Here is a 14,260-nt window from a genome sequence, read left to right as displayed (position 1 = left end):
TGTAGTTTGTAAAGGCTATGTCAGCACTCGATCGTAAAGTCAAATTTTTACAACGACGTCATTCCAAGACGCACGTGTTTGTACTTGTCTTTATTCTCAGTGTTGTTCTTGCCGCCATGATCGGCGTGCGCCACTATATTTTTGAACCAGTCCGCCTGCAAGACAATTCCCTGTTTCCAAAATACAAGAAGAACAGCATCATGTGGATGTGCAAGCTTCCAAGTTGCACCCAAAATGTTGGATATGGGGATTATGTCTGGGGCGTTCTCCGCAACCAGGACAACATGGTGCGAAAAGTTCTTGGTATTCCTGGCGACTCCATCACAATTACAAACAACAGTAAAGTCTATACTCCTCATAAAAATTTCAAATGGAAAGGCGAAGACGCCTTCATTGAAACTCGCAAAATCCACATTCCGCGTAAAGGCGACACACTCGTTTTTGACAAGCTAAACGACGTAGAACAAGATTACCTTATTTCTCTCATGCACGAGCAGAACGAAAAGTTCTATGTCAAATCAAGCCTTTGGCAAGGGAAAAGGCAAATGCCCCTTGAACGCATAGGATCCACCAAGCTTGGGAACCGCCTTGTCAGCTTGCAAGAAATCGACTACATGCCATGGCAAGACCGCTACCTTGTAGAACTCCAGATTTTCCTTGCAGAACCAGGAAACACGCCCATACACATCAAACGAGAATTATATAGCGCCAAGGATTCTTCAAAGATTTCTTTTTACGTTGTTCCTGAAGACTGTTATTATCTCATCTGCGAAAAATCAAACCACTGCGCAGATTCAAGGGAAATTGGCTACTTTACCCAAAAGAATTTTGTAGGCAGCGCCAATAAAGTTGCAAACAACATTCAAAAAAAGGTTGATAACCGAATTTTTCAGGCTAAAGAATTCGTCAAGAATCTCATCGCCAAAAGCAAAAGAAAGGACAAATCCAAGTCCGACAAAAAAGAAAAGAAAAAGACTCAGCCTCCTAAGCGAGCTACCAAAACCAAAGATTCTTAAATTTCCACGCAATCAGCAAGCGTAGCGAAACAAGAAACCGGGAGAATTTATTCTTTTGTTTTAAACGCATTTTCCCATACACCATTTTAAACATCACCAGCGGGAAATGTAGAATACGGACACTCAAAAAACAGATTAGGGTTTCATTTTGCAAACAACCGTTTGCAGGAACGCAAAAATAAAAGCATTGCGTATCAAAAGCAAAAACGCACCCTGGCCGGGTGCGTTCTGCAATTTTCACTATAGAAGTCCGCGCCTCTCGTACGAGAGGTTCGCGCGGCCTACAAACAATTAGTCGAGCGTGTGGACCAAGAGACCGTCGCGGAGCTTCGGTTCAAACCAAGTGCTCTTCGGCGGCATGATTTCGCCAGCGTCGGCAATGCTCATGAGCTGATCAAGCGTGGTCGGATACATTGCAAAGGCGCAAGCGCATTCACCGCTATCGACGCGCTTCACAAGTTCGCCAAGACCACGGATGCCACCGACAAAGTCGATGCGCTTGGAAGTACGCGGATCGTCAATGTCGAAGAGCGGCTTCAAGATAAGCTTCTGGAGGAGAGCCACGTCGAGGCTGTCGACCGGACCCAAGTTCTTGAGGAACTTGTCCTTGAACGTGCAAGCATACCACTTGCCGCCCATGTAGAAGTTCACCTGATTCTGCTTAGCCGGGCTCTGCATGCTCGGCAATTCTTCGATGTCGAACACAAGCTTCATTTCTTCCATGAGCTGTTCCGGCGTGCGGCCGTTCAAGTCCTTAAGCACGCGGTTGTAGTCCAAAATCTTGAGCTGGGTGCTCGGGAAAAGAATAGCGAGGTAACGGTTGTATTCTTCGTTGCCCGTGTTCTTCGGATTCTGTTCGGCGCGGTAGCTGGCAGCGCGAGCACCAGCAGCACTGCGGTGGTGACCGTCAGCGATGTAGCTTACCGGAATTTCTTCGAAGGACTTGCGGATAGCTTCGATTTCAGCATCATCGTCGATGACCCAAACCGTGTGGCCAAAGCCGTCGCCCTTGCTCACGAAGTCGTAAACAGGCTTGCGCTTGGTCACGGCACCGAAGATATCGAACTGGCCGTTGTCGCGGTAAGTGAGGAACACCGGACCCGTATTGGCGTTCGTAGCGAGCACATGGCGCAAACGGTCTTCTTCCTTGTCAGCGCGGGTAAGTTCGTGCTTCTTGATGGTGCCGTTGAAGTAGTCGGCAGCCGGAACGCAGCACACAAGACCGTACTGTTCGCGACCGTTCATCGTCTGGCGATAAACGTAGAGGCACGGCTTCGGGTCGAAAGCGATCACGCCGTCTTCGATCATCTTGTCGAGATTTTCACGAGCGTGGGCATAAACCTTCGGATCGTAAGCGTCGACAGAATCCGGAAGTTCGAGTTCGGCACGCGTCACGCGCAAGTAGGAGTGCGGAAGGCCCTCAGCCATAGCCTTGGCTTCGGCGCGATTCATCACGTCGTAAGGGAGCGCAGAGATAGTCTCAGCTTCAGCCGGGTTCACCGGACGCAAAGCCTTGAACGGATAGATGTGCATCATAGGTTTCTTTCCTTTGTGTGCTTCTTTGATTAAAACTTCGTCTTCGGCAATCAGGTTATGGATATAACCCGTCTTTGCCGCAATCCATTTTTTCTTCCTGTAACTTACGATGAAATAAGCTAGAAAAAAGAAGATGATGCCGCCAATAGCCGCAACAATTGTAATGCCAATCATGAACGCCAACAGGTGGTCTGCAGCATCATTCCACAAATGCCCAATCACCGTCGTGAAATTCTTGAACGAAAGCCCCTGGAATTCTTCCAAAAAGTCAAACTTAATCGCCTCCGGATGGACAATCTTACACCCGAGCATATAACCCGTCGGGTAGAAAAAGCCGAACTGAGTCAGCGGGTTTGCCACAAACGACGAGACAATCCCCGGAACCTTCGGAAGACGGAACAAGGCACAAAACGCAACCGTCAAAATAATGGCAACACCAATCGTCGGCCAAATGCCAATAAAGACGCCCGCCGCCACAGACCACGCCACACGCATGGCATCCTGACGCCTCGGAAACATCCTATTGTAATAAATACGGCTTAAGCGCTTATACTTCGATTCGTTCCTTCTCAATTTAACCATATCACCTCTTAAATAACCGAGCCAAAGATAGTAAATATAGAGGAAAGACCAAAGACCATAAAAGGGGGAAGCCTCCCCCTGATTGCAGCCTAGCCCTATTGTCATGCCCGCCTCCGAGCGGGCACCTCCTTTTAGGGCAAGTCTTCCATCACCCCCTCAAACGGGGCTTCAATCGCCAGCCCCGTAACGCCCCGGCTACAAGTCCTTCAGACAACGAACTGAGTAAGCGAACTCCTTGTAGGAGCCGTCCAAGTTTTCAGTTTCGTAGTTGTAGTCCAATTCCATGCTGTAAGCCCGGATGTTGCCAATGTACTCAATGGACTCAGTGGCACTCCAGAAGAAGGCGTAGTCGCCTTTATAGAAGAAATAAAACCCCTCCGGAATCCAGGTACGCCCGAGACCAGCAGGGATCGCAGAGAAGCCGAACGCATCCGTACCGTTGCTAATATCCCAACCATTCTGCGACTTAAGATTTTTTTCAGCAGTTGATTTTCCACCCACTTCGATAAACAGGGTTTCCCATTCTGTTTTCGTCGGCAAGTGCCAACCATCGGGACAAATGCCCTGCACCTTTGCCGGGAGCGTACAGGTTTTGCCGTAACCGCAGTCCTGCGGGTTGTCGGCATCGGTTGCGAACTTCACCGAGTCTATCGCAGCCGCCCAAGTATAAAGGCGACCGGCCACAGCACAGTTTTCAGTTTTGTTTTTGTAGCACCAGCTCTTCCCCTTCAAGCTCGGAGTCTTGACACTATCGGCATAGTTCAAATTTTCGGCCATCCATACCTGATCACCGATTTTCACAGTCTTGTAAATCTGACCATCGCGGGAATCCGTCATTGAACCGTAGTCTATTTCAGGATTCAAATAAGCTTCCTTCGGCATATCCCAGCACCTGTCCCCATCAATTTCATTATCTTCGTTCGATGAAGAACTCTGATTACTAGAAGATGACACCGCCTCGTCCTTATTGCTAGACGATGATTTTGCCTTTTCACCACTAGAAGACATTCCATCCTTCAGGCAACGAACTGAAATGGCGCTGCCCTTGTCGTGGTGGTACAGACCGGTCTCCTCGTAGCTGCTGAACAAGTACATATCGTCAGCGTCGCCGTGATAGCTGTAGCGGGGGTTGCTATAGGTCTCAGTTGCACTCCAGAAGTAGGCGTAGTAGCCGCCGAGGCCGAAGGCGCCACCGCTATACCTGAGGCCTGCAGGAAGCGCAGAGAATCCATACGCATCCGAACCATTGCCACTTTCGTTCCAACCCGTCTGCGACTTGAGAGCCTTGCCAGCTGTCGATTCTCCGCCCACTTCGGTAAACAAAATGATCCATTCGGTGTCCGTTGGCAAATGCCAGCCCGGCGGACATATGCCTTGAACGGTATCAGGCAGAGTACAGCTTTTGAGCAAACCGCAGTCCTGCGGATTGGCGGCATCCGTCGCGAGCTTCAGCGAGTCAATCGCAGCTAACCAGGTGTAAAGGCGTCCAGCCACTGCACAATTTTCAGCCTTGTTGTTATAGCACCAACTGCGTTTCAACAGGCTCGGAGTTTTGACACTATCGGCATAGTTCAAGTTTTCGGCCATCCACACTTGGTCACCGATTTTCACAGTCTTGTAAATTTGACCATCGCGGGGATCCGTCATTGAATCATAGGCAATACCAGAATTGAAGCGACATTCTTTAGGGACATTCCAATTCCAGTCAGTCGCCCCCTCTAAAAGCGCCGAACAATTCAATTCAACAGATGAACTGCTACTCGATTCTTCGTGGCTATCACCACTCAGAATGACACTGGACGACGATTCAACTTTGGAGCTACTAGAAGAACTCTGAATTCCTTCAGAACTAGAAGTTCCATTGTCACTTGGAGCACTAGTACCGCTGTCGCCGCCACAAGCCGCAAGCAAAAGCAAACCAAAAACAGTCGCAGATGCCATGCCCACACGCAAGGACATCATTCTACACCAAGATTTCATCAACAACATAAGACTCTCTTATATAAATTTTTTTATCAAATATACTTTATTTGATTCTATTAGAGTAGTCTTGCTCGACATAACAATTTACTTAAAAAAATCGGACCGACTTTCGCTGGTCCTTTTGATTGTTCATCGCAGCCGTGGGCAGACTTCGTTCTGCCCTGCACGGCATTCGCCTCACCACTAATCCTTCAGGCAACGAACTGAAAGCCCTTCATCCTTGCCAATGCCGTCCAGGTACGCACGCTTGTTATCACAGAAGTTCAACTTCATTATGTAGGCTTCTTTGTCATCGAGCTGCGAGGCACTCCAAAAGAGGGCAAGTTGAGGATGAAAAAAGTAACTGGATTCTTCGCTACGCTCAGAATGACAATTCCATCAACCATCAATCCGTTAAATTTCTAAATTTCCTCCCATGAAACACTTGATTTCGAAAGAAGGCTTTGAAAAATTCAAGGCAGAATGGGAACATCTCAAATACGTCGAACGCCCGGCAATGATCAACCAGGTGCAAGCCGCCGCTGCCGAAGGCGACCGCAGCGAAAACGCCGCCTACACTTACGGGCGTATGCGCGTGCGCGAAATTGACCGCCGCTTGCGTGAACTCGACCGCATTTTGGATGGCGCTCAAATTGTCGAAAACGCCGCCACCAAGGATGGTTCCATCCGCTTTGGCGCCACCGTCAAGATGATCGACAAGAAGACTAAGCGCGAAAAGGTCTACAGCATCGTCGGCGACAAGGAAATCGACCCGCTCCAGGGCCGCATCAGCATGAAATCCCCCATCGGTGAAGCCTTGCAAGGCAAAAAAGCTGGCGACACCGTCGAAGTCCAAGCCCCCCGCGGAAAGATTACGTACGAGATTCTGGAAGTAACTTATTAAAGCCACTTCACTTCGTCATCCTGAACGCAAGTGAAGGATCCAGTAACAATACTTAACTAGATGGGGCTACGCCCCAACTCTTTGGCTCGGTTATGCCCATGCAAGCATGGTCGCAACACTCGCCTTCTGAGTTGTCTTCCTCCCTACGGTCGTCAGGATGACATGTTCAAAGTCGTCTGGATGACGTTCATAATTCAACAAATGTTCATCGATACTCATTGTCACATTGATTCTTACGAGCGCCATGCGGGCGAATCTTTTGATGCACTCCTAGAGCGCTTTCAGTCCGCCAACTTCACGACCGAACGCAGCTCCGCCAAAGAAAAAGCGGCAGCCTCCAAGATTGCACAGCCAGAAGCATTCATCCATGTGGCCTGCGACCCGGCAGACTTCGACCGCGCTCGCGAACTCAGCGAAAAGTATCCCTTCGTCTACTCCGCTTACGGCATCCATCCCGAGTACGTCGAAACAGAAACAACCGAAGACGAAGCCCGGATGATGGAATTTTTGAAGCACCCCAAGTGCGTCGCCTGCGGTGAATTCGGCCTCGATTACCATTACGGAGCCGAGACTAAGGCTGCACAAGTCAAGCTCTTCGAACGCCATTTGCAGCTCGGCATCGAAAGCGGCAAGCCCCTCGTGCTCCACCTCCGCGAAGCCGATGACGACGCCCTCGCCGTCCTGCGCGCAGCAAACTTGCACGACCGCAACGTTCATGTACACTGCTTTACGGGCACGCCTGAATTCGTCGAGCAGCTCCTTCAGCTAGACGCAAACATCTTCGTCGGATTCACGGGAATCGTCACGTTCAACAACGCACAAAACGTCCGAGACGCAGCAGCGCTTGTACCGCTCAACCAAATGCTTTTGGAGACCGACGCCCCTTACATGGCGCCCGTCCCCTTCCGCGGCAAGCCCTGCCACTCCGGCTACATCCCGTTTATCGCCGACAAACTCGCCGAAATAAAAAACGTGACGGTAGAAGAACTCTACCATCACTGTCGTGAAAACACGAAAAAATGCTACGGAATCTAAGCTTTAACAACGTTCTGTTCAGTCTCAAAGGTCGAGCCCTGCGTCGGAACGTTATAATGTTCCTTCATGTACTCTAGCGCCATATCCGTATTGAGAGGCCTGCTAAAGTAGAAGCCCTGAATCAAGTGGCAACCTTCGCGATACAAGAAGTCGAGTTGTTCCTTCGTTTCAACGCCTTCGGCGATGAGGTCCAAGTTCAAGGACCTCGCAATGCCAATCACCATGCGGGCAAACGAAGCATCTTCTTCGTTATCAGCCACGTGATCCACAAAGTACTTGTCCATCTTGAGCGTATGCACCGGGTAACGCTTCAAGTACGAAAGTGAACTGTAACCCGTTCCAAAGTCATCAATCGAAATCTGGATGCCCATATTCGAAAGCGCTCGCATGATTTCAATCGTCTTGTCCGCTTCGCACATAGCCGTGTATTCGGTAATTTCAAGTTTCAAGTTACGCGGATTCAAATTTGTCTCGGCCAGCACACGGCGCACATCGTCAACCATGGAATCCATCGAAAACTGCTTAGCAGAGAAGTTCACCGCCACTTGGATATCCTTGTAGCCCATGTCCACCCATTGCTTGGTCTGCTTGCATGCCATGCGCAAAATGAGCGCACCCATCGGCACAATAAGGCCCGTTTCTTCGGCAATCGGGATAAATTCAGCCGGCGAAATAATGCCGCGTTCCGACTGGTTCCAGCGCACAAGAGCTTCAAAGCCCACAATCTTGTTGCCCGCCTGAATATCGACAATCGGCTGGTACATCAGCACGAATTCTTGCGCCTGTATTGCACGGCGGATTTCGAATTCAAGCTTGTAAAGTTTCATCGCCTTTTCGCGAATGCCACCGCTAAAGAACTGGATACCGCCATGGTTAATGCCCTTCTTCATATCGCGAAGGCTAGCATTTGCATTGGCGAGAATATCTTCGACGCAATCGACATCCTGGTTCACGACAATCGACATCGAAACGCTGATGTAGAGGTCCTTGCCTTCCAGCGCAATCGGAGACTTAACCTTGTTATGGATGTTACGGACAAGCGGAATCAAATCGTCATTCGGGTCACGGCTCTGGATGTTATGCAAGATAACAGCGAACACATCAGGTCCAATACGAGCCACGCAGTCATCCGGACGGGCAACAGATTTTAAACGGTCTGCAATCGTACGGAGAACATTATCACCGATGTTAATGGAATAAGAAGCATTGATAGCACCAAAGCTATCGACATCCAAAAGCGCAACTGCAAAAACATAGCCAGGACGCTTTGCCGCAATATCCACATCATTTTTCAATTTTTCGAGGAAGTACTTGCGGTTATAAATGCCCGTGAGCGCATCTTGATAAACATAGTTGTAATGTTCGCGTTCAACAGACTTGCGGTCAAGAGCTTCTGTCAAGGAACCAATCACGCGAATCGGGCGACCCAGATTATTGCTCTGAACGCGACCGCTAATCACAAGTTTTGCGTTTTTCTTGGAAGCATCAAGTAAAGTCAAAGAGCAAGAGAATGTACCAGAGGTCTGTAAAGCGGAATTGAGCTGTTCACGGAAAGCATTCCAATCACTTTCGATAACACGCTTTTTCAAGGGTTCAAAAGAATCTTCAAGGTTTGCGCTTTCGGCATCAAGCAACTTGGCAATCCGATTCGACCAATAAACCTTCCCTGATGCGACATCAAACGTCCAGAAACCATCCGACGAAACATCAATCATCATCTGGAACATTTCATCTTTTTCTAAAAGATCCTTACGGAGATCACGAATCGGCTCAACCACCTTCGGTTCAGGGATTTCCACATCATTGCGAATTTTCCGACCGTCCATCGGGAATTTATAGAATAGGGCGACATACGCCAAAAAAACTATCGCCAAAAAATATGGTATAAAATTATAGACGTGCTCCGTAAAATTCAGAATATCCGGTATAGATTCTGCAAACAGAAAACACGCTAACAATAGCGCAAAGCGCAAGACTACATGTTCATCGAAAAGTCTCATGTCAACCCAATCCTATTTTACACCTAAAATAAGCAGAATATTTCAAAATAGAACACCCCGAAAGAATTTTGTAATGATATATTTACTCCAACTTCTAGTATTCCAACTTGGAATATTAATTGTGTTAATTGGCATGGATACCTACAGGTCAAAATTTGCAAGTATCCACATTCTCTATAATTGAATATAGGCTTAAAATACTAAAAAAGTCCATTTAATATAAAATAAATTTTAACATTCAAACAAATTAATCTCAACTATTTCTTAACACCAATAAATACAAGGATTTGTGAGAAATATCACACTTCTTCATATTGCAAAACGGTCCAAATTGTTCCGAAAAAATCAAAAAAGCAGCCTCCTCAGCCACCATTTTCTCAAAAAATTTCGTCCAAAAATTTACGAAGTTTCGCCCCACCCCAACTTCCGTATGTAAAATATCAGTTTTCTGTAATGTAAACACCCGTAAATATTTAAGGCAACAAAAAAAGCCTCCGGCTTTTGACCGGAGACTTTTTTAATGCTTTTCGCATATGGCTTTTAGCCATTGGAAATGTAACTGGATCCTTCACGACCTACGGTCGCTCAGGATGACGCTTTCGCGTCAATTACACAGCACCCTGCCACTTCATGGCATCGGCAACCTTGAGGAAGCCAGCGATGTTTGCACCCATCACGAGGTTGCCCTTCTGGCCGTACTTGACAGCGGCAGAGGAAGCAGCGGCGTAGATGCTCTTCATGATGCCTTCGAGCTTCTTGTCCACTTCTTCGAAGGTCCAAGAGAGACGTTCGGAGTTCTGAGACATTTCGAGGCCGGAGGTAGCAACGCCACCAGCGTTAGCAGCCTTGGCAGGTCCAAAGAGAACGCCAGCCTTCTGGAATGCTTCGATAGCTTCCGGAGTAGACGGCATGTTAGCACCTTCAGCAACAGCCTTCACGCCGTTAGCGATAAGAGCCTTTGCACCTTCGAGATCGAGTTCGTTCTGAGTTGCGCACGGAAGAGCGATGTCGCACTTGACCGTCCAAACGCCCTTAGAACCTTCGTGGTATTCAGAACCCGGAACAAGCTTAGCGTATTCGCTGATACGAGCGCGCTTGTTGTTCTTGAGGTCGAGAACGACGTCGAGGTTGATGCCGTTCGGGTCGTAGATGTAGCCGTTGGAGTCAGAAACGGTAACAACCTTAGCACCGAGCTGCGTTGCCTTCTGGCAAGCGAACTGAGCAACGTTACCAGAACCAGAGATCACGACAGTCTTGCCTTCGAAGGAGTCGTTAGCGAGGTCCTTGAGCATTTCGCGAGTGAAGTAGCAGAGGCCGTAACCAGTAGCTTCGGTACGAGCGAGAGAACCACCATAGGAGAGGCCCTTACCCGTGAGAACGCCCACAAATTCGTTGCGGATGCGCTTGTACTGACCGAACATGTAACCGATTTCGCGAGCGCCAGTACCCTGGTCACCAGCCGGAACGTCCGTGTCGGCACCGACGTGCTTGCAGAGTTCAGTCATGAAGGACTGGCAGAAACGCATCACTTCGTTGTCGCTCTTGCCCTTAGGATCGAAGTCGGAACCGCCCTTGCCGCCGCCCATGGGGAGCGTGGTCAAGCTGTTCTTGAAGATCTGTTCGAAGCCGAGGAACTTGAGCATGGAAAGCGTCACTTCATTACGGAGACGGATACCGCCCTTGTACGGGCCGATGGCGGAGTTGAACTGCACGCGGTAGCCACGGTTGACCTGAACGTTACCCTTGTCATCGAGCCAAGGTACGCGGAAAGTGATCACGCGTTCCGGTTCGACGAGGCGGTCGATCACGCCGTTAGTTTCCCAAGACTTGTCCTGTTCGAGGACCGGGTCGAGGGATTCGAGGAATTCGCGGACAGCCTGGTGGAAGAGGGCCTGGTCCGGGTCACGGGCGACGACCTTGTCATAAACCTTCTGAAGGTAAGCATTCTTGATTGCCATTTTTTATATCTCCGTTGAGAATTAGATTGTTAATGTTTTAACGGTTGTAAAGATAGTAAAGGGTGCTCCCAAAAAGTGAAAAAGGAGTAAAAATCTTCAATTTCTTACATTTTTGTAAGTTAGTTTTTCAGCAGTTTTATCGATTGCTTTTTTTCGCAAAAAATCGAGGGTCCAGAGCACAAACACTTACATTTTTGTAAGTTTATGATTTTTGCAAAATTCGGTAAAGAAAGTTTTACATTCGTAATAATGTTTTTTGTTATTCGAGATGGCGACCCCGGTACAGAGACCGGGGTGACAAGGTAAAAAATAATGGATCCAATCGCTACGCTCCAGGATGACAGCAAAAAAATACCCGGCTCGGAGGCGGGCATGACATAGCAAAAAAGCCTGCGCAAAGCAGGCTTTTCAATACTAGAAATGACTAGGTCTTTCCGCCTTCGGCGTCAGGATGACATGCGTCTACTAGATTTCCATGAAGGCTTTGAGGTCGCCCATGCGGCGCTTGGCGTATTCAAGTCCCATGTTGTAGGATTCGTCAAGTTCATTACGATCCGTTGCAAACAGGTCGCAAACTTCTTTTTCCGGGCGGAAAATCAAAATCTTGCCAGCCTTTTCAAGCTTTTCCATCTCGGCAAACATTTTTTCGTAGCGCTTGTAACGCAACATGAGCGCACGGAAGAAATCCGGGTACTTGCGCTTGAACATTGGGTTCAAAATCACACGATACTTGCGGAAATCCGTCACAATTTCGCCAGGGTAATGCGTCGAGACCACAACGACCTTGTCGCAGCCCTTTTCAAAAGCGCGCTGGTACGGAATCGGAGAGGTCACGCAACCATCCGCATAATGCTTGCCGTCAATCTGGGCAATCGGGAAAAGCATCGGGAGGGCACTGCTCGCATTCACGATATCGAGCAAGCGCTTTTCGCTCATGTATTCCTGGAAAAATTCCGAACGTCCGGTTTCCAAGCAAGTCAGGCCAAATTCGCATTCAACACCCGAACCAAAGAACAGGTGAAAATCGAACGGCATATCGCCATACGCCGCATTGTAATGAAGCGCGTGGCATTCCTTCTGGATGCCATCAAAAATGCGATGAGCCTTATCCCTACCCTGCTGGATTTTTGTCGGCTGGATAATGTAGCGGAAACGACCACGCTGGCGCGTGACAAAGTTCATGGCCGCATGACAACCAGCACTTACTCCCGAGATATACGGGAAATAAACACCTTCATCCAGCCAAGCGTCCAAAACGCCTGCCGAAAAAATGGTCTGGCGAGATCCACCCTCTAGAGACAAGCCGATTTTCACTACTTGCTCTCCTCGGGGACGATTTCTTCAGGCGTTTCGGCAGCGACAGGGAGAATAGCTCCCGTCTGTCCTAAAGCGCGCTGCTTGAGATTCCAAACCTTCTGGCGGAAGTATTCACTGCGTTCTGCAAGATGCTTAGAAGACGGAATCCCCTTGACGCGTTCAATCGTTTCGGGTTCGTCCACCACAATCTGCGTGCGGTGGCCAATCTTATAAATACCATCAATGCCAACAGAAAGAACAGGAGCGCCCGTGCTACGAGCGAGGAAAGCAAAACCCGTCTTGAACTCGTTCATGAGTCCATCATAACGACACTTGCCTTCCGGGAAAATAATAACGGAATTGCCCTTTTCAAGTTCCTTCTTTGCAAGGAGCGCCCATTCGGTATCGAGGTTAAAGCGGTCACAAGGAATGACGTTCTTAAAGCGGGAAAGTGCCCAATGAAAATGCGGGTCTTCGACCTGATCCTTGGCTACAACAATGCTGCGCTTATGGAAGAACAAAGACTGCACCATCAACGGATCGAGCATACTCGTGTGGTTTGCAATGATTACCATCGGCTGCTTCAAGTCCGTCGACGTCACAGACTTTCCCAAGAAAACCATCTTAGGGCGATAGAAAATCAACAAGTAAGTGCGCACCCCGTGAACAACCAGGAAGAGCACAAACTTCCAGAACAAATCAGCAATTATATTTTTCGCTTTCTCAATCATCAACTGTATATAAGGTGATCCCGGCACAAGGCCGGGAAGACACAAAGGACAATTAATTTATTTGCCCAGAGATTCTTTGGGGATGCTCGTAAACGTCAACGAGCCCTTGGCGTGGACATTGCCGTTCACCTTGACAACGCAGTCAAAGCCGACGATGACTCCACCGCCCTTCGTCTTGTTGACGGAGATTTCGAGCTGGTCGCCCGGAATCACGGGCTTCACGAACTTGAAACCGTCAATCTTCAAAAGAACGTACAAGTTCTTTTCAAGGTCTTCGGCCGGCTTCTCGATAACGAGAGAGCAGAGCTGGGCGCAGGCTTCGCAAATGAGGACGCCCGGCATAATCGGGGTGCCCGGGAAGTGGCCCATGAAGTACGGTTCGTTTACAGAGACATTCTTGATGCCCGTTGCAGATTCGTTCGGAACGAGTTCCGTGACCTTTTCGATCATCTGGAACGGCGGACGCTGGGCAATCTTTTCGCTGATCTGGTAAATGTTCATCACAGGGAAAGACCTCCATCCAAAACGATCACCTGGCCAGTCACATAGGCGAACTGGTCAGAAGCAAGTGCAGAAACGACGTTTGCAACTTCATCAGCAGAAGCAAAGCGCTTGAGAGGCACCTTTTCGAGGTAGCCCTTGCGGGTTTCTTCCGGGATGGCTTCGATCATTTCTGTAGCGACAAAGCCCGGAGCGACAGCGTTCACGCGAATGCCATAGCCACCAAGTTCCTTGGCAAGCGTCTGCGTAAAGGAGTTCACGGCGCCCTTCGTAGCGCTATAAACAGCCTGGCCTGCGAGAGCAAACTTAGAAGAAACAGAAGACATGTTGATGATAACACCAGACTTCTGCTTGTACATCTTGACAGCGACCTGCTGTGCGCAATAGAAGTAGCCCTTCACGTTCAAGTCAAAGCACTTGTCGAGCGTATCCGGGTTCATCATCAAAAGATATTCGTCACGGACGATACCGGCGTTGTTCACGAGCACGTCGATACGGCCATAAGCCTTGAAAACATCGCGCACCATCTGCTTGACTTCGGCAAGAACGGCGACGTTAGCCTTGTAGACCATGCCATCGCCACCTTCGGCCTTAATTTGTTCAAGCGTCTGGAGTGCAGCTTCATCAGAACTGGAGTAGTTTACGACGACCGTGTAGCCGTCACGAGCGAGGCGGAGGGCACAAGCCTTGCCAATCCCCTTAGAAGAACCAGTAACGATTGCAACTTTCATTATAAATT

Annotated in this window: 11 protein-coding genes and 1 pseudogene; 3 read left to right on the top strand and 9 right to left on the bottom strand. The window is 48.9% G+C overall.

All coding sequences use genetic code 11. From position 1 onward, the window contains the following. Window positions 1–17 precede the first annotated feature (17 nt). Entirely contained in the window at window positions 18–1,016 is a 999-nt protein-coding gene (locus CRN95_RS08505; RefSeq protein WP_097020617.1) for a S26 family signal peptidase, read from the top strand. 291 nt (window positions 1,017–1,307) lie between these two features. Here the strand turns inward: CRN95_RS08505 and CRN95_RS08500 are convergent, their stop codons facing one another. The 3 genes and pseudogenes from CRN95_RS08500 to CRN95_RS15020 all read right to left on the bottom strand — a co-directional run bounded on the left by CRN95_RS08500 (window position 1,308) and on the right by CRN95_RS15020 (window position 5,096). Continuing rightward, on the bottom strand, window positions 1,308–2,552 hold the full coding sequence (locus tag CRN95_RS08500; RefSeq protein WP_369832974.1) for a DUF1015 domain-containing protein: 1,245 nt from the start codon (window positions 2,550–2,552) through the stop codon (window positions 1,308–1,310). A 99-nt stretch (window positions 2,553–2,651) separates the two neighbouring features. Next, window positions 2,652–3,134: pseudogene (locus tag CRN95_RS15150) on the bottom strand (DUF2062 domain-containing protein); the annotation flags it as partial. A gap of 195 nt (window positions 3,135–3,329) precedes the next feature. Then, window positions 3,330–5,096 (bottom strand): fibrobacter succinogenes major paralogous domain-containing protein, encoded by a 1,767-nt coding sequence (locus CRN95_RS15020; protein WP_235002958.1) that lies wholly within the window; start codon window positions 5,094–5,096, stop codon window positions 3,330–3,332. A gap of 436 nt (window positions 5,097–5,532) precedes the next feature. Here CRN95_RS15020 and greA point away from each other — a divergent pair, with 436 nt between their 5' ends. Both greA and CRN95_RS08480 read left to right on the top strand, forming a co-directional pair. Next, window positions 5,533–6,000 (top strand): transcription elongation factor GreA, encoded by a 468-nt coding sequence (gene greA / locus CRN95_RS08485; RefSeq protein WP_088629086.1) that lies wholly within the window; start codon window positions 5,533–5,535, stop codon window positions 5,998–6,000. A gap of 201 nt (window positions 6,001–6,201) precedes the next feature. After that, window positions 6,202–7,035, top strand: coding sequence for a TatD family hydrolase (locus CRN95_RS08480; protein WP_097020615.1), 834 nt, complete (start codon window positions 6,202–6,204; stop codon window positions 7,033–7,035). On the opposite strand, the gene CRN95_RS08475 is transcribed toward CRN95_RS08480, so the two are convergent. From CRN95_RS08475 to CRN95_RS08450, 6 genes are all read right to left on the bottom strand, one after another. Continuing rightward, the gene (locus CRN95_RS08475; RefSeq protein WP_235002957.1) at window positions 7,032–8,861 is read right to left on the bottom strand and encodes a bifunctional diguanylate cyclase/phosphodiesterase; all 1,830 of its coding nucleotides are present in this window, start codon (window positions 8,859–8,861) and stop codon (window positions 7,032–7,034) included. The genes CRN95_RS08480 and CRN95_RS08475 overlap by 4 nt on opposite strands. A 782-nt stretch (window positions 8,862–9,643) precedes the next feature. Further along, window positions 9,644–10,993, bottom strand: a complete 1,350-nt coding sequence (gene gdhA, locus CRN95_RS08470; protein WP_088629089.1) for an NADP-specific glutamate dehydrogenase — start codon at window positions 10,991–10,993, stop codon at window positions 9,644–9,646. Window positions 10,994–11,458: 465 nt separating this feature from the next. Continuing rightward, complete coding sequence (locus CRN95_RS08465) at window positions 11,459–12,307, bottom strand: patatin family protein (RefSeq protein WP_097020614.1); 849 nt, start codon at window positions 12,305–12,307, stop codon at window positions 11,459–11,461. Then, window positions 12,307–13,020, bottom strand: a complete 714-nt coding sequence (locus CRN95_RS08460) for a lysophospholipid acyltransferase family protein (RefSeq protein ID WP_097020613.1) — start codon at window positions 13,018–13,020, stop codon at window positions 12,307–12,309. Before CRN95_RS08460 ends, CRN95_RS08465 begins: the two co-directional genes overlap by 1 nt. Before the next feature lie 57 nt (window positions 13,021–13,077). Continuing rightward, window positions 13,078–13,521 carry a 3-hydroxyacyl-ACP dehydratase FabZ gene (fabZ, locus tag CRN95_RS08455; RefSeq protein WP_015732419.1) on the bottom strand — a complete coding sequence of 148 codons (444 nt, stop codon included), beginning with the start codon at window positions 13,519–13,521 and terminating at the stop codon, window positions 13,078–13,080. Continuing rightward, entirely contained in the window at window positions 13,521–14,252 is a 732-nt protein-coding gene (locus tag CRN95_RS08450; RefSeq protein WP_014544923.1) for an SDR family NAD(P)-dependent oxidoreductase, read from the bottom strand. Before CRN95_RS08450 ends, fabZ begins: the two co-directional genes overlap by 1 nt. Window positions 14,253–14,260: the final 8 nt, after the last annotated feature.

This window comes from Fibrobacter sp. UWB16, from assembly GCF_900215325.1.
Lineage (GTDB): Bacteria > Fibrobacterota > Fibrobacteria > Fibrobacterales > Fibrobacteraceae > Fibrobacter.
The sequence above is the reverse complement of the archived record's forward strand: the minus strand, read 5'-3'. Positions and strand labels throughout refer to the sequence as shown.